Source organism: Nonomuraea soli (genome assembly GCF_013761175.1).
Classification (GTDB): domain Bacteria; phylum Actinomycetota; class Actinomycetes; order Streptosporangiales; family Streptosporangiaceae; genus Nonomuraea; species Nonomuraea soli.
This window is the reverse complement of sequence record NZ_JACDUR010000002.1, coordinates 285,145-304,619: the sequence shown is the minus strand read 5'-3', so window position 1 is coordinate 304,619 and position 19,475 is coordinate 285,145. Positions and strand designations below refer to the sequence as shown.

19 protein-coding genes are annotated in these 19,475 nt (G+C 70.4%); 12 read left to right on the top strand and 7 right to left on the bottom strand.

The window, feature by feature from the left end:
* Nucleotides 1-2 precede the first annotated feature (2 nt).
* From HNR30_RS08635 to HNR30_RS08625, 3 genes are all read left to right on the top strand, one after another.
* Nucleotides 3-1,958 (top strand): TRAP transporter permease, encoded by a 1,956-nt coding sequence (locus HNR30_RS08635; RefSeq protein ID WP_220133383.1) that lies wholly within the window; start codon nucleotides 3-5, stop codon nucleotides 1,956-1,958.
* The gene (locus HNR30_RS08630) at nucleotides 1,955-2,902 is read left to right on the top strand and encodes a TAXI family TRAP transporter solute-binding subunit (RefSeq protein WP_181609223.1); all 948 of its coding nucleotides are present in this window, start codon (nucleotides 1,955-1,957) and stop codon (nucleotides 2,900-2,902) included. The genes HNR30_RS08635 and HNR30_RS08630 overlap by 4 nt, the downstream gene beginning before the upstream one ends.
* 116 nt (nucleotides 2,903-3,018) lie before the next feature.
* Nucleotides 3,019-3,381, top strand: coding sequence for a hypothetical protein (locus HNR30_RS08625; protein WP_181609222.1), 363 nt, complete (start codon nucleotides 3,019-3,021; stop codon nucleotides 3,379-3,381).
* On the opposite strand, the gene HNR30_RS08620 is transcribed toward HNR30_RS08625, so the two are convergent.
* Genes HNR30_RS08620 through HNR30_RS08610 form a run of 3 tightly spaced genes read right to left on the bottom strand, consistent with a single transcriptional unit; the run spans nucleotide 3,348 to nucleotide 5,430 of the window.
* On the bottom strand, nucleotides 3,348-4,316 hold the full coding sequence (locus HNR30_RS08620; RefSeq protein ID WP_181609221.1) for a magnesium transporter CorA family protein: 969 nt from the start codon (nucleotides 4,314-4,316) through the stop codon (nucleotides 3,348-3,350). The genes HNR30_RS08625 and HNR30_RS08620 overlap by 34 nt on opposite strands.
* An 11-nt stretch (nucleotides 4,317-4,327) precedes the next feature.
* Entirely contained in the window at nucleotides 4,328-5,041 is a 714-nt protein-coding gene (locus tag HNR30_RS08615) for a DUF72 domain-containing protein (RefSeq protein ID WP_181609220.1), read from the bottom strand.
* Entirely contained in the window at nucleotides 5,038-5,430 is a 393-nt protein-coding gene (locus tag HNR30_RS08610; RefSeq protein WP_181609219.1) for a nuclear transport factor 2 family protein, read from the bottom strand. Before HNR30_RS08610 ends, HNR30_RS08615 begins: the two co-directional genes overlap by 4 nt.
* Nucleotides 5,431-5,474: 44 nt before the next feature.
* On the opposite strand from HNR30_RS08610, the gene HNR30_RS08605 reads away from it, so the two are divergent.
* The gene (locus tag HNR30_RS08605; RefSeq protein WP_181609218.1) at nucleotides 5,475-6,059 is read left to right on the top strand and encodes a PadR family transcriptional regulator; all 585 of its coding nucleotides are present in this window, start codon (nucleotides 5,475-5,477) and stop codon (nucleotides 6,057-6,059) included.
* A 23-nt stretch (nucleotides 6,060-6,082) separates the two neighbouring features.
* On the opposite strand, the gene HNR30_RS08600 is transcribed toward HNR30_RS08605, so the two are convergent.
* On the bottom strand, nucleotides 6,083-6,700 hold the full coding sequence (locus HNR30_RS08600) for a VOC family protein (protein ID WP_181609217.1): 618 nt from the start codon (nucleotides 6,698-6,700) through the stop codon (nucleotides 6,083-6,085).
* 186 nt (nucleotides 6,701-6,886) lie between these two features.
* Nucleotides 6,887-7,534 carry a TetR family transcriptional regulator gene (locus HNR30_RS08595; protein ID WP_181609216.1) on the bottom strand — a complete coding sequence of 216 codons (648 nt, stop codon included), beginning with the start codon at nucleotides 7,532-7,534 and terminating at the stop codon, nucleotides 6,887-6,889.
* A 97-nt stretch (nucleotides 7,535-7,631) separates the two neighbouring features.
* Here HNR30_RS08595 and HNR30_RS08590 point away from each other — a divergent pair, with 97 nt between their 5' ends.
* From HNR30_RS08590 to HNR30_RS08575, 4 genes are read left to right on the top strand one after another with little or no spacing between them, the layout of a single operon-like run.
* On the top strand, nucleotides 7,632-9,254 hold the full coding sequence (locus HNR30_RS08590) for an ABC transporter substrate-binding protein (protein ID WP_181609215.1): 1,623 nt from the start codon (nucleotides 7,632-7,634) through the stop codon (nucleotides 9,252-9,254).
* Complete coding sequence (locus tag HNR30_RS08585; RefSeq protein ID WP_181609214.1) at nucleotides 9,251-10,186, top strand: ABC transporter permease; 936 nt, start codon at nucleotides 9,251-9,253, stop codon at nucleotides 10,184-10,186. Before HNR30_RS08590 ends, HNR30_RS08585 begins: the two co-directional genes overlap by 4 nt.
* Complete coding sequence (locus HNR30_RS08580; RefSeq protein ID WP_181609213.1) at nucleotides 10,179-12,032, top strand: dipeptide/oligopeptide/nickel ABC transporter permease/ATP-binding protein; 1,854 nt, start codon at nucleotides 10,179-10,181, stop codon at nucleotides 12,030-12,032. Before HNR30_RS08585 ends, HNR30_RS08580 begins: the two co-directional genes overlap by 8 nt.
* Complete coding sequence (locus HNR30_RS08575) at nucleotides 12,022-12,975, top strand: ABC transporter ATP-binding protein (protein WP_181609212.1); 954 nt, start codon at nucleotides 12,022-12,024, stop codon at nucleotides 12,973-12,975. The genes HNR30_RS08580 and HNR30_RS08575 overlap by 11 nt, the downstream gene beginning before the upstream one ends.
* On the opposite strand, the gene HNR30_RS08570 is transcribed toward HNR30_RS08575, so the two are convergent.
* A complete protein-coding gene (locus HNR30_RS08570; RefSeq protein ID WP_181609211.1) occupies nucleotides 12,970-14,184 on the bottom strand; it encodes an acyl-CoA dehydrogenase family protein in 1,215 nt (404 codons plus the stop codon). The genes HNR30_RS08575 and HNR30_RS08570 overlap by 6 nt on opposite strands.
* A gap of 50 nt (nucleotides 14,185-14,234) precedes the next feature.
* Between HNR30_RS08570 and HNR30_RS08565 the strand changes: the two genes are divergently transcribed.
* From HNR30_RS08565 to HNR30_RS08550, 4 genes are all read left to right on the top strand, one after another.
* Entirely contained in the window at nucleotides 14,235-14,885 is a 651-nt protein-coding gene (locus HNR30_RS08565) for a TetR/AcrR family transcriptional regulator (RefSeq protein ID WP_181609210.1), read from the top strand.
* Nucleotides 14,886-14,922: 37 nt separating this feature from the next.
* Nucleotides 14,923-16,134, top strand: coding sequence for a hypothetical protein (locus tag HNR30_RS08560; protein WP_181609209.1), 1,212 nt, complete (start codon nucleotides 14,923-14,925; stop codon nucleotides 16,132-16,134).
* Between the two features lie 91 nt (nucleotides 16,135-16,225).
* The gene (locus tag HNR30_RS08555; RefSeq protein ID WP_181609208.1) at nucleotides 16,226-16,369 is read left to right on the top strand and encodes a hypothetical protein; all 144 of its coding nucleotides are present in this window, start codon (nucleotides 16,226-16,228) and stop codon (nucleotides 16,367-16,369) included.
* A gap of 110 nt (nucleotides 16,370-16,479) precedes the next feature.
* Entirely contained in the window at nucleotides 16,480-17,649 is a 1,170-nt protein-coding gene (locus HNR30_RS08550; RefSeq protein WP_181609207.1) for an acyltransferase family protein, read from the top strand.
* Between the two features lie 2 nt (nucleotides 17,650-17,651).
* Here the strand turns inward: HNR30_RS08550 and HNR30_RS08545 are convergent, their stop codons facing one another.
* Entirely contained in the window at nucleotides 17,652-19,436 is a 1,785-nt protein-coding gene (locus HNR30_RS08545; protein WP_312894292.1) for a tetratricopeptide repeat protein, read from the bottom strand.
* Between the last annotated feature and the right edge of the window lie 39 nt (nucleotides 19,437-19,475).

Here is a 19,475-nt window from a genome sequence, read left to right as displayed (position 1 = left end):
GCGTGACCCAGCTCAGCAGCAGCGAGAAAGAGCTTCTCGCCGCGCACGAACAGGAACGTCCGGCACGGGAGCTGGGCGGCCGGTTACGCCTGGGTGTGTGGATCATCGGCGGGCTGTTGTCGGTCTACTCGCTCGCCGTGGTCTTCTGGCCGGTCGAGGCCTTACAACACCGCATGTTCTTCCTGGCGGTGACGTTGCCGCTGGTCTTCGTGTGTTACCGCTCCGGGTACGGCAGGCGCAGGCCCGCCGACGCGGAGCAGCCGGCGGCCGGGCGTGGCGAGTGGCCGACGGTGACGGACTGGGTGCTCGTGGCCCTGTCGCTGGCGGTGACCGTCTATCCCCTGCTCGACATGGACGGCTTCCGCGACCGGGGCTCCGGGTCCGCGCTGACCGACCTCGACATCATCATGGGCATCGGCCTGACGTTGCTGCTGCTGGAGGCGGTGCGGCGCACGGTCGGATGGTCACTGGTGATCATCTGCGGGCTCTTCCTCGTCTACGCCTACTTCGGCGGCTACCTGCCGATCTCCTGGCCCATCGGGCACCGCGGCTTCGACCTCGAGCAGATCGTCTCCCAGCTCTACACCGGCACCGAGGGCTTCTTCGGCGTCCCGATGCAGGTCGCCGCGAGCTACATCATCCTGTTCACGATCTACGGGGCGGTGCTCGACTACTCCGGCGCCTCGAAGTTCTTCATCGACCTCAGCTTCGCCGCCTTCCGCAAGTCGCGGGCGGCGCCCGGCCGTACGGTCACCACCGCGGGTTTCCTGCTCGGCACCGTGTCGGGCTCGGGCGTGGCCACCACGGTCAGCCTGGGCAGCGTCGCCTGGCCGGTCCTGCGCAGGGCCGGATACCCGAAGGAGCCCGCGGGCGGCATCCTCGCCGCCAGCGGCATCGGCGCGATCCTGTCTCCCCCGACGCTCGGCGCGGCGGCCTTCATCATCGCGGAGTACCTCCGGGTCAGCTACCTGGAAGTGCTGCTCTACGCGACGATCCCGACCCTGCTGTACTACCTGGGCATCTTCCTGGCCATCGAGATCGACTCGCGGCGCTTCGGCACCCAGGCGGTGCAGGTCGACGCGCCGAAGGCGAGCAAGCTGCTGCTGCGCTTCGGCTACCACTTCAGCTCGCTGATCCTCATCATCGTGCTGATGGCGCTCGACCGCTCGGCCTTCCAGTCGGTGGTCATCGCCACCTTCATCGCCTTCGCGCTGAGCTTCCTGGACCCCGAGCACCGCATGACACCCAAGCGCACCGGGCAGGCCCTGGCCAAGGGCACCCTGGAGGTGCTGCCGGTGACCGCGGTCTGCGCGGCGGCCGGCATCATCGTGGGCGTCATCACCCAGAGCGGGCTCGGACTCAACCTCAGCGCAATCATCGTCGACGTCGCCGCCGGCAACCTGGTGCTCACCACGCTGATGTCGGCCATCGCCGTACTCCTGCTGGGCCTGGCGGTGCCAGTGACGGCGAGCTTCATCATCGCCGCCGTGATCATCGGCCCGGCGCTGGTCACGCTCGGCGTGGCACCGGCCGAGACCTACATGTTCATCTTCTACTACGCGGTCCTGAGCGAGGTCAGCCCGCCGACGGCCCTGTCGGCCGTCGCGGCGGCCGCCATCACCGGCGGCAACACGCACAAGACCATGATGATGACCTGGCGCTACACGCTCCCGGCCTTCCTGGTGCCCTTCGCCTTCGTGCTCACGCCGAACGGCTCGGCCCTGCTGTTCCAGGGGCCGATCACCACGATCCTGATCATGTTCCTGGTCTCCTGCCTGGCCGTCGCCGCACTGGCGATGGCCACCGGAGGCGCCACGGGCTGGCCGGAACGCGTCCTGGCCGCGCTCGCCGCGGTCCTGCTGCTGTTCCTGCAGACCTCGTTCATCGTCGCGGGCCTGGCCGTCCTGGCCGCCGCGGCAGCCGTACATCTCATCAGAAGAAGGAGAACACCAGCGTGAAGCGCTTAATCGCGGGTGCCGCGGTAGCGGTCATGGCGCTGACCGGGGCCGCTGGTTGCGGCGGTCAGGGCAACCGCCTGACCATCGCGACCGGGGGCACCACGGGCGTCTACTACGTCTACGGCGGTGGCCTGGCCAACCAGCTGAAGGCCAACATCGAGAACACCACCGCCACGGCGTCGGTGACCTCGGCCTCGCTGGAGAACATCAAGCTGCTGGCCGAGAAGAAGGCCGACATCGGCTTCTCGCAGACCGACGCGGCCGCCGACGCCATCACCGGCACCGGCAGCTTCGACTCCAAGCAGCCGGTCAAGGCGATCGCCCGCATCTACGACAACTACACCCACGTGGTCGTCGCGCCCGGCGTGAGCGCCACCAAGCTGGCCGACCTCAAGGGCATGAAGGTCTCCCTCGGCCCGGCCAACTCCGGCACCCAGGTCGTGGCCCGCCGCATGCTCGAGGCCGTCGGCCTCAACCCCGACACCGACGTGCAGAAGCAGCAGCTGTCGATCAACGAGTCGGTGCAGGCCGTCAAGGACGGCACCATCGACGCCTTCTTCTGGGTCGGCGGCGTGCCCACCGCGGGCATCGTCGACCTGGCCACCAGCAAGAAGGAGATGAAGCTGCTCGACACCAGCGACGTCATGGGCGGGCTGTCGAGCAAGTTCGGCGAGACCTACGTCAGCCTCGACGTCGACCTGGCCGCCGCCTACAAGCTCACCGGCGCCATCAAGACGGTCGGCGTCGCCAACGTGCTCCTCGTGCACGAGGGCATGAGCGACGACCTGGCCTACAACATCACCAAGACCCTCTTCGAGAAGAAGGCCGAGATGGTCAAGGTGCACAAGGAGGCCGAGAAGCTCGACACCAAGCTGGGCGCGCAGGTGCAGCCCATCCCGCTGCACCCCGGCGCCGAGCGGTACTTCAAGGAGAAGAACGGCTGATCCGCTCCGTTCTGACCGTCCTCGCGCTCGCCGCCACGCTCACGGGCAGTGGCGGCGGGCGCCTGGCCGTCCACTCCCTGCCACTGCCCGCCAACGGGCACTTCGCCCTGGCGTACGTGCATTCGATCTACCACGCGCCCTCCGCCGAGCTGTTCGTCGCCGACGGGCGGCGTTTCACGATGTACGCGGTGGTCTCGCTCAGCGGCGGCGTGCTCGACTACTACGCGCTCGAGGGCCGGCGCACGCGGCTGACGGGCGGCCGGTTCCGGCTCGACCTGGACGAGCCCGTGACCTACTCCTCGATCGACCTGCTGGCCACCTCGCTGGGACAGCGCACGCTCGTCGCCGGTGACCGCTGCCTGCCGCTGTTCCCGCCGACGGGGGCGGCTTCCGTACGGCTGGAGCTGGACTGGACCCAGTCGGGCACGAGCGGGCCCTGCCCCGCCTACAGCCAGTCCCTCTTCTTGAAGGCCCAGTAGAGCCCGACCGAGGCCATCGCCACCACGAACGTCGACATCCAGAAGCCCCACGGCTGCCCCGAACCCGGATAGGGCACGTTCTGCCCGTAGAAGCCGGTGATGGCCGTCGGCACCGCGATGATCGCCGCCCAGCCGGTGACGCGCTTCATGATCTCGTTGAGCCGGAAACCCTGCTGGGTCAGGTGCGTCTCGCGGACGTTGACCAGCAGATCCCTTAAGGAGTCCGTCCACTCCGACACCCGCAGCACGTGGTCGTAGACGTCCTGGTAGTACGGGCCCATGCCCTGCTCGACGACGTGCAGGTCACGCCGGATGAGCGTGTTGACCACCTCGCGCATCGGCAGCGTCAGGCGGCGGAAACCCACCATGTTCTTGCGCAGGTCGAAGGTCAGGCGCTGCATCTCCTTGGTGGCCATCTGCTCGCCGAACAGCCGGCCCTCCAGCTCCTCGACCCGGTCGTCGAAGCTCTGCACGAGCTCGAAGTGGCCGTCGACCACCACGTCGAGCAGGCCGTGCAGGAGGAAGGAGACGCCGTGCTTGGCCAGGTCGCGGTTGTGGTCCCAGTGCCTGGTGACCCTGGTGATGTCGAAGTGGTCGTTCTCGCGGACCGTCACCAGGGCGTTCTTCGTCACGAACACGTTCAGCTCGACCGGGTCGAGCTGGCCCTGCTCGTCGATGCGGATGGCGTAGACGGTGAGGAACAGGTGGGAGTCGTAGACGTCGAGCTTGGGGCGCTGGTGGGCGTTGACCACGTCCTCCACGGCCAGCTCGTGCAGGCTCAGCTCCTCGCTGACCGCCGCGAGCTCCTCAGGCGTGGGGGCGCACAGGTCGAACCAGACGGCGCAGTCGGGCTGGCAGACGTATTCGGAGACGTCCGCGATGGGGAAGCCCTCCTCGGCCAGGACCCCGTTGCGATAAAGCCGTGTGTGACCCATGTCGGCCTACCCTAGACGAGGCTCTCGAAGGTGGTCGCGTTGCGGACGGCGGCGCCGCCGGGATCGTTGTTGAAGTAGACGAAGCAGTCGTCCCAGTCCTGGTCGGCGATGCGCGCGGCCCAGGATCTCAGCGCCGCCCGGCCGTACAGGGGCCTGGGCGTGGCCCTGCCCTCGTGCAGGCGCACGTACCCCCAGCCGGCGGTGCGCCACAGCGGGGTCACCGGCCTGCCCAGGCGGTCGGCCCAGCACATCGCGGCCCCGTGGCCGGCCAGCACCCGGCGCACGTCGTCGGTCCACCAGGTGGGGTGCCTGGGCTCCACGGCCAGCCGGACGCCGCGCGGGAACGCGCCCAGACAGGCGTCCAGGAGGCCGGGATCGGCCCTGAGGGTGGGCGGGAGCTGGAGGAGGATGGGGCCGAGCTTGTCCTTGAGCTGCGAGGCGGCTTCCAGGAGGCGTTCGACGGGCTCCTCGGGATCGCGCAGGCGCTTGATGTGGGTGAGATAGCGGCTGGCCTTGACGGCCATCACGAAGCCGTCGGGGGTCCTGTCGCGCCAGGCGGCGAAGGTCTCCGGTTTCGGCAGCCGGTAGAAGGCGTTGTTGCTCTCCACGGTCGGGAAGGTGGCGGAGTAGACCTCCAGCCACTCCCCCTGCGGGCAACGGTCCGGATACAGCACGCCCCGCCAGTCCTTGTACTGCCAGCCGCTCGTCCCCACATACGTCGTCATCCCCGGGCAGCTACCCCCGGAGCGGAATCCATGCCGAGCCGCACAGCCATGGCCTGCTGCAACGCGTTCGCCCCCGACAGCGGGCGCACCATGACCATCAGCTCCTCGATCTTCCCCTCGGCGTTGTAGCGCAGGAAGTCGCAGCCCGTCAGCTCCCTCCCGCCGACCTTGGCGGTGAAGACCAGCGCGTGGCCCGACTCGTCGCCGAGCTCCCTGACATAGGTGAAGTCCTCGAAGACCTGCGTGACGGCCCGGAGGATCGCCGTCGTGATCTCCTTGCCGTGGTAGGGCTTGTAGACGACCGGGCTGACGAAGACCACGTCATCGTCCAGCAACCGCTCGATCGCGTCATGGTCACCGGACTCGACTGCTGCTCGGAAGGCATCCATGTAGTCAACTTATTGAATAATCGATTTTCTGTACACTTGCGGGTATGAGCTTGCGTCACGCGGTGCTGGCCGCGCTTCTGGAAGGAGAGGCGTCGGGCTACGACCTGGCCAAGGGCTTCGACGCGTCGGTCGCCAACTTCTGGATGGCCACGCCGCAGCAGCTGTACCGGGAACTGGAGCGCATGGAGGGCGAAGGTCTCGTCCAGGCCCGCGTCGTGGAGCAGGAGCGGCGGCCCAACAAGCGGGTGTTCTCGCTGACGGACGCGGGCTCGGCGGCGCTGCACGACTTCACCGCCACGCCCGCCAAACCGACGGCGATCCGGGACGAGCTCATGGTGAAGGTCCAGGCGGTCGACTCAGGCGACGCGGAAGCGGTCGTCGAGGCCGTGTCGGCGCAGCTGGCCTTCTCCCGGGGGAAGCTGGCCCGCTACGAGCGGCTGCGGGAGCGGCTGCTCGTGGGGCGGGGGGAGGAGGAGTACCTGGCGTCCGGGGGGCGGGTGGGGCCGTATCTGACGCTGATGCGGGGGCTGAGCTTCGAGAGGGAGAACATCGCCTGGGCGGAACGAACCGTGGGCATCCTGCGTCAGCGGCACGGCCTCGTCACTCACGCCGTCGACGGGGAGCGGTAGCAGGCGAAAATCTCCGCCACCGGTCAGCTCTCTTTCGCCGCGACCCACACGAAGCCGTCGGGATCGGTGAACGGCTCGACGTCGCCGCCGATGAACAGGCGGTGCGACCCGCTCCCCTCGGGCGAGACGCCGGCGACCTTGGCCAGCGCCTTGCGCGTGTACAGCGACAGCGACAGGGGGCCGGACGGCTGCGAGAACTCCACGTACTTGCGGCCGTAGCTCTTCGTCACCTCGAACCCGTGCTCGACGTAGAACCGCCTGCTCGCCGGCACGTCCTGCGCGCCGAGCTGCAGCACCACCTCGTCGATCTTCCGGGTCGGCGGTCCGGTCTCCTTCTTCGACGAGCTCGCGATCGTCCAGATCGCCCCGTCCGGGGCCTGCACGACGCCGCCGTAACCCCACAGGGACTTCGCGACCGGCTTCAGCGGCCTGGCCCCCGCCTCGACGGCGGTTCCGAAGAGGCTGTCGACGGTGGACGGCTGCGAGACGACGAGCGACAGGGCGAAGCCGCGGAAGCCCGACGTGGGCACGTTCGAGGAGTGCAGGCGCAACCGGTCGTCGAGGCCGAAGGCGGCGGCGTAGAAGCGCTCGGCTTCGGCGAGGCTGGGCACTTCCAGGGTGACAAATTCCAGGTGGGCCATGGTGTCAACGGTAGGCGGGCCGTGGTGGGGGCGCTTCTTGATTCCTGCTCGATGCGTGTTGGAGTTTCGATAGAAGCTCCGTCCGCCCCGCAGGCGCGGCAGCACCCCCCACGACGGAGGGACACTGCCAGAGGCCGCCGGCCCGGGCGGGAGCAGGGGCGGGTGGGTGGGTGGGCGGGGGGTGGGTCAAGGGGTGGAGGAGGCCCGCAGGGGGTGGAGGGCGCCCTTCGACAGGGAGACGAGGACGTCGACGACCTCCTCCAGGTTGGGGTAGCGCCCCTCCAGGTGGCCGATGGCCAGGGCGTTGGTGGCGGCGTTGACGGCGTCCGCGATGATCTCCAGGCGCCTGCGGCCCTCGGGCGAGTCGGGGACGTAGCCGAGCGCCGCGAGGTCGGCCGCGTGGTGGGTGCGGTAGACGTCGGCCGTCTGGATGGCCAGGTCGCGCAGCGGCGACGAGGGGTCGTGGCGGGCGCGCAGGAGCATGCGCAGGATCTCGGGGTGGCGGCAGATGGCTTCCAGGGGGATGCGGAAGGCATCGCGGTAGCCCTCGGAGTCGGGGTTCTCGCGGGCCTGGCGGCGGGCGTCGCGGATGGTGGCGCGCAGGCTGTCGCCGCCCTCGGAGCCGATGGCTCGCAGGAGTTCCTCGGTGTCCTTGAAGTGCACGTAGAAGCTCGACTGGGCGATTCCCGCCGCTTTGGCGACCGCGACCGTGGTGACTCCGGCCTCCCCCTCGGCGTCGAGGATGGCCAGGGCGGCGCGCATGAGCTTGCGCCGGGTGGCTTCCTTGGCCTCGCTCCTGGACAGGCGCACGACGACCCCTTCCTCAAACGTCAAGAATGCCGATATTTCCAGGTAAATCGGGGATTTCCAGCTTATTTCACCGATAGTACTATCGGTGAAACTCGGGGGCCCTGCCGCAAGGGAGACACCCATGATCAAGCGCTTGACGATCTTATTGACAGCCGCCCTGACCCTGGTCGCCTGCAGCGGCCCCAGACCGGTGGCCACCACCCCTGGAGCAGCCGCCACCTCCACCGGTGGCCCCGCCAAGGGCGGGAAAATCGTGTACGGCCTGAGCGCCGACGCCAACGGGTTCAACCCCGTGACCGACCAGTTCGCGGCCCAGAGCTACAGCATGGTCACCACGATCATCGAGCCGCTGGTGAGCGTCGACGCCAACGGCGACTGGAAACCGAACCTCGCCGAGTCCCTGACCCCCAACGCCACCTACGACGAGTGGACCATCAAGGTACGGCAGGGCATCAACTTCACCGACGGCCTCACGCTGACCGGCGAGATCGTCAAGTCCAACCTCGAGGCCCAGCAGAAGTCTCCCCTGACCAGCGCCACCCTGCAGCCTCTCGAAGGCATCGAGCTGGTCGACCCGATGACCGTCAAGGTCAAGCTCAAGCAGCCGTGGGTGGTCTTCCCCTACTACCTGGCCGCCCAGATCGGCATGATGGTGCCGCCCTCGACGCTGAACAACCCGCTCGGCGGCAGCCGTACGCCGGTCGGCACCGGGCCGTACATCTTCAAGGAGTACGTCCCCGACAGCCGTTTCGTGGTGACGCGCAACCCGCACTACTGGCGTGACGGCCTGCCGTACCTGGACGAGATCGAGTTCCGCATCCTGCCCGACACCCAGACCCGCGCCCAGTCGCTGGAGGCGGGCAGCCTGGACGCGATCGGCACGACGCGTGACGAGGACCTGGCCAAGTTCGGCGCGGCGAAGGACGCCTACACCATCCACCGGACGCAGGGCATGGCGGTGTCCGAGGCGATGTTCATGCTGAACACCGAGGTCGCGCCGATGAACGACGTGCGGGTGCGCCAGGCGATGGCGGCGGCGATGGACCGCAAGGCGATCATCACGACGCTGCGCGGCGGCCTGACCAAGGAGGCCGACAGCCCGTGGACGAAGGACTCCAAGTGGTACGCGCCGGGCGGCGCCCCGCACACTTACGACCTGGCCAAGGCGACGAGCCTGGTCAAGGAGTACGAGGCGGAGAAGGGCGAGCTCAAGGTCGAGGTGTTGTCGACGCCGGACCCGAACACCATGCAGACCGTCGAGCTGGCGCAGGACATGTGGCGCAAGGCCGGGATCGACGTGACGATCAAGCAGGCCGACCAGGCCGACCTGATCAACCGGGCGCTCACCGGCAACTTCACCGCGACGATCTGGACCGCCTTCAGCTCTCCCGACCCCGACGGTGAGTACATCTGGCTGCACCAGGCCTACGCCAAGCCGATCGGGGCGATCTCGCTGAACTTCTCGCGCGTCAAGGACGACGAGCTCAGCAAGGCGCTCGACGTAGGCCGGATGAACCCGGACGAGAGCGCCCGCAAGCAGGCCTACGCCACCGTGCAGAAGCGCCTGCGCGACCTGGTGCCCTACATCTTCATCGACCACCTCGACACCGGCGCCATCATCACCAAGTCCAAGCTGCGCGGCATCGGCGAGCAGCTGCTGCCCGACGGCGAGAAGGGGCTGCCGCTGACCGGCTCCCCCATCCCCTACCACCCCTTCTCCCAGCTCTGGGTCAACGGCCAGTGATCGCCGGCCGCCTGCTTCGCCTGGTGGTCGTGCTGCTCGTGGTGACGTTCCTGTCCTACGCGCTGCTCAGCCTGCTGCCGGGCGACACCGTGACGCAGATCCTGGGTCCCGGAGCGAGTGAGGAGGCCAGGGCTCAGCTGCGAAGCGAGCTCGGGCTCGACGATCCGCTGCTGGTCAGGTACGGCGTGTGGCTGGGCGACCTGGTCACCGGCGACTTCGGCACGAGTTTCGTGTCGAGGCTGCCGGTGGCCGAGGAGCTGGCCGCCCGGCTGCCGGTGACGATCGAGCTGCTCGTCGCCGCGCAGCTGGTCGCGCTCGGCCTGGCCGTACCCATGGGCATCACGGCGGCCCGCAACGCGGGCCGCTGGATCGACCAGACGCTGACCACGCTCAGCTTCGCGCTGCTGTCGACGCCGGTGTTCGTCTCCGGCGTGCTGCTGATCCTGGTGTTCGCGGTCAAGTGGCAGCTGCTGCCCGCGACCGGGTGGACGCCGATCTCGCTCGACCTGGGCTGGAACATCACCTCGGTCGTCCTGCCCGCTCTCACGCTGGCCTTCGCGCAGGTGGCGGTCTACGCGCGGCTGCTGCGTACCGACCTGATCGCCACACTGCAGGAGGACTACATCACGCTGGCGCGGGCGCGCGGGCTGTCGCCGCGGCGCATCCTGTGGCGGCACGCGCTGCGCCCCTCGGCGATCACCCTGATCACCGCGATCGGGCTCAACCTGGGCGCGCTCATCGGCGGCGCGGTGATCGTCGAGACGCTCTTCGGCCTGCCCGGCATCGGGCGGCTCATCGTCGACTCCATCTTCTCCCGCGACTACCTGACGGTGCAGGGGGGCGTCGTGCTCATCTCGGCGGGATACGTTCTGATCAACTTCGCGGTGGACCTGGTCTACGCCGCGGTGGACCCGAGGATCCGGCGTGCGTAGACACCACACCCGCAGGCAGTTCACCACGGTGCTGGCCGTCTCCTGGATCGTCCTGGTGATCCTGGCCGCGATCACCGCCGACCTGCTGCCGCTGCCCGCCTACGACGAGACCCTGACCGGCCCGGCGAGCGAGGGTCCGACCCTCGCCCACCCGCTCGGCACCGACGCTCTCGGCCGCGACGTGGCCAGCCGGGTGGCCTACGGGGCGCGCGTGTCGCTCCTGGTGGGCATCGGCGCGGTCCTGCTCGGGCTGGCGATCGGCGCGCCGCTGGGCATCCTGGCCGGTTACCGCAGGAAGCTGACCGACGCGGTGATCATGGCGGTCAACGACATCGCGCTGGCCTTCCCCGCGCTGGTGTTCGCGCTGGCCGTGGTCGCCTTCGCCGGGGCGAGCCTGCGCAACGTGCTGATCGTGCTCGGCGTGCTGGGCGTCCCGGCGTGGACGCGGCTGATCCGCGGCACCACGATGGCGTTCTCGCGGCGCGAGTTCGTGCTGGCCGCCCGCCTGCTCGGCGCCCGCGACCGGCGCATCCTGGTCAGGGAGATCCTGCCGAACGTGGCCGTGCCCGCCGCCTCCTACGCCTTCATCGGCATGGCGGTGGTCATCGTCGCCGAGGGCAGCCTGGCCTTCCTGGGCCTGTCGGTGCAGGCGCCGACGCCGACGTGGGGCGGCCTGATCAACGAGGGCCGCCCCATGCTCGACACCGCGCCGCACATCACGCTCGCCCCGTCGGTGGTCATGTTCCTGACCGTCCTGTCGTTCAACCTGGTGGGCGACCGGCTGCGGGCCAGGACCGACGTACGGCAGAGCGGCCTGGAGCCGGTACGGCAGGCGCCACCGGCGGCGGCGCCCTCCGTGCACGTCGTCAGGCAGGACACCCTCCTGCAGGTCGAGGAGATGCGCACCCACTTCGAGACCGAGCGAGGCCTGGTGCGCGCCGTCGACGGCGTCTCCTTCACCCTGGAGCGAGGCAAGACCCTGGCCATCGTGGGCGAGTCGGGTTCGGGCAAGTCGATGCTGATCCGCTCCATCCTGGGCCTGCTGCCGGGCTCGGGGGTGATCAGGTCGGGCAGTGTCTACCTCGACGGCGAGAACCTGACGAGCTACACCCCGCAGGAGATGCGCCAGGTGCTCGGCCCGCGCATGGGCACGGTCTTCCAGGATCCGATGACCGCGCTCAACCCGGTGCGCACGATCGGCGCCCAGGTGACCGAGCCGCTCAGGGTGCACCTGGGCCTGGACCGCAAGCAGGCGCGCGCCGAGGCGATCAGGCTGCTGGCCCAGGTCGGCCTGCCCGACCCGGTCAGGGCGCTGAAGCGTTACCCGCACGAGCTGTCGGGCGGTATGCGCCAGCGTGTGACGATCGCGATGGCGTTGTCGTGCGACCCTGACGTCCTGTTCGCCGACGAGCCCACCACGGCGCTCGACGTCACCATCCAGGACCAGGTGCTGCGGCTCATCCACCGGCTGCGCCAGGAACGGCATCTGGCCGTGGTGCTGGTCAGCCACGACCTGGCGGTGGTACGGCAGTGGGCGGACGAGGTCATCGTCATGTACGCGGGCAAGGTGGTGGAGCGCGGGGCGACGGCCGAGATCTTCTCGCGCACCCGCATGCCGTACACCGAGGCCCTGTTGCAGGCGGTGCCCAAGCTCGGCGATCCGCCGCACCACCGGCTCAGGGTGATCACCGGCCGCCCGCCCGACCTGGCGGCCCTGCCACCGGGATGCGCCTTCCAGCCGCGCTGCCCGTACGCGCAGGAGAGGTGCGCGCTGGAGGCGCCGCCGCTCGAAGAGGACTGCGCGTGCTGGTATCCGCTCAACGTCAGGGAGAGTCATGGCCGGTAGCGGCAGCGCCCACCTGCGCGAACCCGATCGGGTCGCGCTGCGGGTGCAGGATCTGGTGGTGGAGTTCCGGGGCGGCGTCCAGGCCGTCTCGGGGGTGAGTTTCGACGTGGCGCGCGGCGAGACGCTCGGCATCGTGGGCGAGTCGGGCTGCGGCAAGTCCAGCACGGCGCGCGCGCTGGTGCAGCTGCCTCCGCCCCGTTCCGGCTCGGTGCGGCTGGACGGGGTGGAGCTGACCGGGCTGAAGGGCGAGGCGCTGCGCCGTACCCGCCGGCGCCTGCAAATGATCTTCCAGGATCCGATCTCGTCGCTGAACCCGCGGCGGCGGGTGCGCGACATCGTGGCGGAGGGCCCCCGCCTGTGGGGGGCCGACGACTCGGAGGTCGACGAGATCCTGGAGGCGGTCGGGCTCGATCCGGCGACGGCGGCCACCCGCCGGGCACACGAGTTCTCGGGCGGTCAGTGCCAGCGCATCTCGATCGCCAGGGCGCTGGTGCTGCGGCCGGAGGTGGTGATCTGCGACGAGCCGGTCTCCGCGCTGGACGTCTCGGTGCAGGCGCAGATCCTGGCCCTGCTGGAGGAGCTGAAGGAGCGCTACCGGCTCACCCTGGTCTTCATCGCCCACGACCTGGCGGTGGTCAAGAACGTCAGCGACCGCATCCTGGTGATGTACCTGGGCAAGACGTGCGAGCTGGCGCCCGGCGCGGAACTGATCGACCGGCCGGCGCACCCGTACACGCGGGCGCTGCTGGCCGCGGTGCCGGGCGGGAACCGCACGTCGGAGACGCTGATCAGCGGCGAGCCGCCCTCACCCGTCTCGCCGCCGAGCGGGTGCAGGTTCCGCACCCGCTGCCCGCTGGCGACCGAGCGGTGCGCGGCGGAGGAGCCGGTGATGCGGCAGGTCGGCGAGGGACACTTCGCCGCCTGCCACTACCCGTTGCTATAGCGGCAGCCCACCGGTGGCCGCCCAGGTGGAGCCGGTGGAGCGGTAGGCGTCGATGGTGCGCTCGGCGATGCGCATCTGGTGGATCTCGTCGGCCCCGTCGGCCAGGCGGGCCCAGCGGGCGTGCTGGAACATGTGCGCGAGGGGCGTGTCGGTGGAGTAGCCGAGCGCCCCGTGCACCTGCACGGCCCGGTCGACGATGCGGTTGAGGCTCTGCGCGACGAAGTGCTTGGCCATGGAGACCTCGGTGCGGAAGTCCTCGCCCTTGTCGATCTTCGAGGCGGCGTGCAGCACCATGAGCTTGCACTGGTAGAGCTCCATCGCCGAGTCGGCGATCAGCCACTGCACGCCCTGCTTGTCGGCCAGCACCGAGCCGTGGCTGTACCGGTTGAGCGCCCGGTCGACCATCATGTCGAGCGCCGTCTCGGCCTGGGAGATCCACCGCATGCAGTGGGCGAGCCTGGCCGGTCCGAGGCGGTACTGCCCCAGGCGGTGGCCGTTGCCGCGCCCGCCGAGGATCTGCTCGTCGGTGACGCGCAGGTCGGTGATGACGATCTCGCTGTGGCCGGTGGAGCCGTGCATGGTCTCCACCTCGCGCACGTCGTTCCATCCGTCGCTGGGCAGGTCGATGAGGAAGGCGGTGTTGCCGCCCCGCTCGCCCGGCGGCACGTCCTCGGTGCGGGCGATGAGGATGGCGAAGTTGGCGCGGCGGGCGTTGGAGATGAACCACTTGTGCCCGTTGATGACCCACTCGTCGCCGTCCTTGACGGCCTTCGTCTGGATGAGGGTGGGGTCGGATCCGGCCACCTCGGGCTCGGTCATGGCGAAGCACGACATCTGGACGCCTTCGAGGAGCGGCTTGAGGTAGCGCTCCTTCTGGTCGTCGCTGGCCCAGTGGAGCAGGGTGTGCATGTTGCCCTCGTCGGGGGCCATGCAGTTGAGCACCCACGGGCCCAGCCTGGTCTTGGCCGCCTCGGCCTGGACCATGGCGAGCTCGACATGTCCCAGGCCCATGCCGCCCCACTCCTTGGGCATGTGCGGCAGCCACAGGCCCTCGGCCTTGGCCTTCTCCCGCAGGCCGAAGATGGTGCGCAGGTACTCGTCACGGGAGGCGTTCTCGTCGGCCGCCGGGATGACCGTCTCCTGGATGAAGGTGCGGACCTTCCGCCGCAGCTCCTCGTGTTCAGGGGCGAGCGTGAAATCGATGGCCATGGGCGGGTCCTCCTGGGTTTTAAGGCGGTTGCCTTATTAAACTCTTCCTTGTGCCGCCGAATCCAGAAGAAACCCGAAATCGCCTCATATCCGCCGCCGAGCGGCTCTTCGCCGAGCGCGGCGTCGACGCGGTGTCGCTGCGGGAGATCAACGCGGCGGCGGGCCAGCGCAACAACACCGCGTTGCAGTACCACTTCGGTGACCGGGCCGCGCTGGTGCGGGCGGTGCTGGGACGGCACCAGCCGGGCGTCGAGGCCGCCCGGCACCGGCTGCTCGACGCCTACGAGGCGGGAGCCGGGGATCCGGGCGAGGCGGGCGGGAGAGGGCCGGGCGATGCGCGGCGGGAGCTGGCGGGCGCCCTGGTACGGCCGGCGGCGGCCAAGCTCGGCGACCCCGAGGGAGGGCGCGACTACCTGCGCATCCTCGGCCAGCTGGTGGCGCGCCCCGAGCCCGCGGTCCCGCGCGACAGCATGCAGCGCTGGCGCGAGCTCGTCGAGCCGTGGCTGCCCGACGGCGCCGCCCGGCTGCACCAGCGTTTCATGGCCGTGCGCGTCACCTACGCCGAGCTCGCCCGCCGCGCCCTGCTGCCGCCGGGCGGCGACGAGCGGCTGTTCACCAGCCATCTCGTCGACGTGGTCGCCGCGGTCCTGGCCGCCGAGGTGTCGCAGGAGACCGCGCTGCTGCTGGCGGAACGCGACTGACCCGGAACCCTCGCGGGAGCGGCGGTGTACTACGGGCGTGGAAACGTACGAGGTGCTGGACAGCACCACCGAGGAGGCGCCCGGCCGCGGGCGGATCGTGCTCGCCGCCGTCACGGTCGTCGCCGTCGCGGCCGCCGTCGTGCTGCTGTGGCCGCGCGGCGCCACCCCGCCGCCCGCTTCGGGAGCGAGCGCCGTCACAACACAGACCGCCTCGCTTCCCGCGCCCGTGACCGCCTCGCCTCCGGCCTCCCCCGCCTCGGCCGCGGGTGCGCCCATCGACATCGCGCCCGCCTCCGAGCACGAGGGCGGGCTGCCCCTGCTGCCCACCGCCTTTCCCGCCACTCTCGACCCGGCCGCGGCGCGTCCCCTGACGTCGTGGCCGCTCACGCGTGCCGTCGCCCTGTTCCAGGAGTACGGCGAGCACGGCGGCGGACGCCTGTTCGCCCTCGGCGAGGACGGCGGGCTGCGCGAGCTCGCCGGCCTGGACCTCGCCGCCGTCTCCGACCGCGACGGCAACCTGCAGACCGCCCTGGACGACACCTCCCTCAGCCCCGACGGCACCCGCGCCGCCTTCGCCCAGAAGGACGAGGTCGTGCTGGTCGAGCTGGCCACGGGCGCGGTGAGCCGGCTGCCGCTGCCTGGTTTCAACGAGCGTGTCTCCTGGCGCCCGAACGGCATCGGCCTGCTCGTCGAGCAGGATCCGCGCGTCTACCTGATGGACACGCGCACCGGCGTGTCCAGGCGCATGCCGTACCCGGCCTGGGGTCTGGTCGCGGGCGGCGAGATCGGCACGGACGTGCACCGGCTGGACGCCGCCGACGGCGACCAGCCGGCGGTGCTGTCCAGGTGGGACTCCTCGGGCGTACGGCAGGCGAGCACGCCGGTGCGCCCCCCGGTCGGCACCGGCGAGTGGTGGGGCACCGGCTGGCTGCGCGAGGGCCGCGTCGCCCGCGACGTGTTCGGCGCCGGCGGCCCGCGACCCTACGGGGACGTCGTGGAGGCCGAGGCGGTCGTGGTGCTGGACGCCGCCACCGGAGCCACGCTGCGTTCCCTGGTCTTCGAGGGCTTCGGACGCTGGAAGGGATGCTGCGCGGTCATGGGCTGGTACGACCGCGACACCGTGCTCGTGACCAGCGGCGGCGAGCACGCACGCCTGCTCGCGTGGCGGATCACCGACGGCGCGTTGTTCCGCGTAGGTGACCTACCCGCCCAGATGATGCTGTCCCTAGGGATCCGGGGTGGTTCCTAGGAGGGGGAGATAGGGACTCTGTCCGATGTGCCGGAATGCGCCTTAGCAGCACTCTAGAAGTGTCACCAAGGACACCGACCCGGAGGACGACATGAACCCCGAGCTTGAGTACCAGCTGATGAAGAGCCACGCCAGCGAGCTGCGCCGCGCCGCCGCCCAGCACCGCCGGGCGCGGGAGGCCGAGCGGGCCTCCGGCCGCCGTTCCTTCTTCGGCAAGCGCCGCGACGACTCGTGACGCCATGAGGACGCCACATCGCGAACTCTGTACAGAGGGGCACCATCCCGGATGGTGCCCCTCTTCCGTGTTCTGACCCCGATGCGCTGGACTCCGATACGTTGGTCCATATGCTGACGACCGCGACTGACATCCGGCCAGCCGTCCAGTCGAGGCTCGCCTGGCTCGACGCCCTGCGCGGCCTGGGCGCCGCGGCGGTCGTGGCCGAGCACCTGTTCACCTGGGCCATGCCGTGGCTGCGGCCGGTCTGGTTCAACATCGGGATGTACGGCGTGCTGGTGTTCTTCCTGGTCAGCGGTTACATCATCCCGCACTCCCTGGAGCGGCGCGGCGACGTGCGCGCCTTCTGGATCGGCCGGCTGTTCCGGCTCTACCCGCTCTATCTGGCGGTCATCGCCCTGGCCCTGGCGGTGTCGTGGTGGATCCCCATCCGCGCCGAGGTGCCGCGCGACCCATCGGCGATCGCCTCACACGCCACCATGCTGCTCGACGTGGTCGGCGCGGGGGGCGTGGTGAACACCATGTGGACCCTCTCGTACGAGATGATCTTCTATCTGCTCGTGTCGGCCCTCTTCGCCGCGGGCCTGCACCGCGGGCGTTCATGGATCGCCCTGGCGCTGGGCGTGACCGCCCTGGTCAGCGGGCTGTTCGTGGCCGGACCGCTGCTGAGCGGCGGGTGGCTGGCCTGGACGTCGATGGTGCTGGTCGTCCTCGGCCTGGCGGCCATGATCTCCGGCCGGTTGCGCGGCCCCGCCGCGATCGTGCTCGGCGTCATGGCGCTGCTCCTGCTCCTGCTGTCGAGCCGCGTGCCGTGGTTCGGCGTCGCCGTGGTCGCCGTGATGTTCGCCGGCACCGGCATCCAGCGGTGGGAGCGCGGCGACGGCTCGCTCTGGCCGGTGCTGCTCACGGGCGCGCTGGTCGCCGCGACCCCGATATGGGCGCTCAACGCGGGCTGGTGGTGGGTGCAGCCCGACGTGTGGATCTCCACGATCGTGCTGGCGGGTGTCACCTTCGCCGCCGTCATGGCGCTGCGCGGGCGCCCGATGCCGCGCGCGCTGACGTGGCTGGGGCTGGTCAGCTACTCCCTCTACCTGCTGCACCTGCCGATCCTGACGATGATGATCGCGGCCGTGGGCGAGATGCGTTGGGCGCCGACGCACCTGCAGCTGGCGATCGGGGCGGCCTTCCTGCTGGTGCTCGTCCCGGCGACCTGGCTCAGCCACCGGGTGATCGAGCAGCCCATGCAGCGGCTGGGCCGTACGTTGAGCGGCGGCGCGTGACCCTAGGGCGCCGGCTCTTCGTCGTCGTCCAGCATCGCCAGGGCCAGCGACCGCACGCCCGGCTCCAGATCGGGCGTGGCCAGCGCCAGATGGCTCAGCGACTCCAGGATGGTGACCGGCCGGGTCCTGCTCGCCTGCACCGCCGCGAGGAACCTCCAGCCGACCAGGGCGGCCACGTCCTGCCGCGCGGCCCGGTCCACCCAGGCGGTGGCGATCATCGCCAGCAGCGCCGCCTCGCTCACCCAGTCCTCCGGGCCGTAGGCCAGGTCGACGAGGATCTGCCGGCGCTCTGACGAGGCCCACGGCTGGTCGCCGCGGTGGTGGGCGATGCCCAGGCAGGCCCAGGCCTGCACCTGACGCAACCACAGCGGCCAGGCGCGCAGATCGTCGAACGGCAGGGCCGGCGGGTGCACCATGACGCCGAGCAGCTCGTCGAGCGAGGTCGCCGCCAGCCGTACGGCCTGGTCGAACGCGCCGGGAAGGTGCGGCCAGGGCTGCTCGGCCAGCACCGCCACGGCCTGCACCGCCTCCTGGCCGGGCGGCGCGACGGCGGGGACGGCGCCGGTGCCCTCGTAGCGCCACACCCGCTGCGAGACCGAGCGGACCGGCCCGTCGAAACCGGTCTCCGGCACCGGCAGGCGCGGATCCGGCTCGGGCACCGCCTCGACCACCAGCGTGAAGCCCGGCAGCGCCCGCCCGAAGGCGAGCATGGCGCTGGGAGGCTCGGGCGCCGAGACCCGCAGCGAGCCGCCCTCGACCCCCTCCTCCTGCTCCAGCACCTGGAAGAGCACGTTGATGACGGCCTCGGAGGCGTCGGCCGGGCGGCGCAGCCACGGCCGGGTGCCCGACTGGTTGGCCAGCACCGAGTAGGCGTGCGTGTTGCCGGGATGCTCGGCCAGATAGGCGGCCAGGTCGAGCAGGTGGCGCAGGTCGCCGTCGGCCTCGAAGCGCATGCCGCAGGCGGTCGGATAGGCCGACTCGTGACGCGGATCGGCGTCGAGCACCTCTTCCGCCCAGCGCAGCGCCTCCCCCGGACGGCCGGCCCGGTGCACCAGCTCGGCCAGATCGGTGCGCACGTAGAGGTTGCCGGGCTCGATGCGCAGCGCCTCGTGCATCGCCGCCTCCGCCTCCGTCCAGCGCTCCAGGTTGCGGTAGGCGCAGGCCGCCGCGACCGCCGCCTGCAGCGACGGCTCCAGCGCCGAGGAGTGCTCGGCCAGCTTGACCGCCTCCTGCGCGCGCCCCGCCCGGCGCATCAGCATCGAGCCCGCCCACCACAACATCGCCTCGCCCGGATAGGTCTGCGCGGCGTTGCGGACAAGCTGGACGAACGGCTCCAGGGCCGGGCGTTCCTCCTCGTCGACGGGGTCGTGCAGCGCCTGCGCCAGGCCCACGATCACCGTGCACAACGTCGCCGGCGACACCTTGCCCGGCAGGTCGGGCCCGGCCATCCAGGGCACGTCCGCCCAGTGGCCCCGCGGCTCGTGCTGCTGCACCGAGCCGATCAGGGCGAGCGCCTCGTCGAGGCCGCCGCGTGCGGCCAGCAGGTGCGCCCTGGCCAGCGCCGTGCCGAGGAAAAGCGGCTCGGCCAGGGGGAAGTCGTCCAGGCTCAGCCGGGCCAGCAGCAACTCGTGCGCCGCGGGCAGGTCGGGGGCGTGCAGCAGCGCGGTGGCCACGTGCTGGGCGGCATGCCCCAGCTCGCCGTCGTCCAGTGCCAGGCGCGCCATGGACAGCTCGCCCTCGGCCTCCTGGTACGGGTCGTTCAGGCCGTCATGACCGTCTGGTGCCACGTTCGTCTCCCCACGCATGGATCGCGACCCCAAACCCTG

Bases quoted from the DNA above. Each gene is read 5' to 3' on its own strand.
- HNR30_RS08620 (WP_181609221.1), bottom strand. From the start codon at position 4,316: ATGGGTCACACACGGCTTTATCGCAACGGGGTCCTGGCCGAGGAGGGC.
- HNR30_RS08615 (WP_181609220.1), bottom strand. From the start codon at position 5,041: ATGACGACGTATGTGGGGACGAGCGGCTGGCAGTACAAGGACTGGCGG.
- HNR30_RS08610 (WP_181609219.1), bottom strand. From the start codon at position 5,430: ATGGATGCCTTCCGAGCAGCAGTCGAGTCCGGTGACCATGACGCGATC.
- HNR30_RS08605 (WP_181609218.1), top strand. From the start codon at position 5,475: ATGAGCTTGCGTCACGCGGTGCTGGCCGCGCTTCTGGAAGGAGAGGCG.
- HNR30_RS08600 (WP_181609217.1), bottom strand. From the start codon at position 6,700: ATGGCCCACCTGGAATTTGTCACCCTGGAAGTGCCCAGCCTCGCCGAA.
- HNR30_RS08590 (WP_181609215.1), top strand. From the start codon at position 7,632: ATGATCAAGCGCTTGACGATCTTATTGACAGCCGCCCTGACCCTGGTC.
- HNR30_RS08575 (WP_181609212.1), top strand. From the start codon at position 12,022: ATGGCCGGTAGCGGCAGCGCCCACCTGCGCGAACCCGATCGGGTCGCG.
- HNR30_RS08570 (WP_181609211.1), bottom strand. From the start codon at position 14,184: ATGGCCATCGATTTCACGCTCGCCCCTGAACACGAGGAGCTGCGGCGG.
- HNR30_RS08555 (WP_181609208.1), top strand. From the start codon at position 16,226: ATGAACCCCGAGCTTGAGTACCAGCTGATGAAGAGCCACGCCAGCGAG.
- HNR30_RS08550 (WP_181609207.1), top strand. From the start codon at position 16,480: ATGCTGACGACCGCGACTGACATCCGGCCAGCCGTCCAGTCGAGGCTC.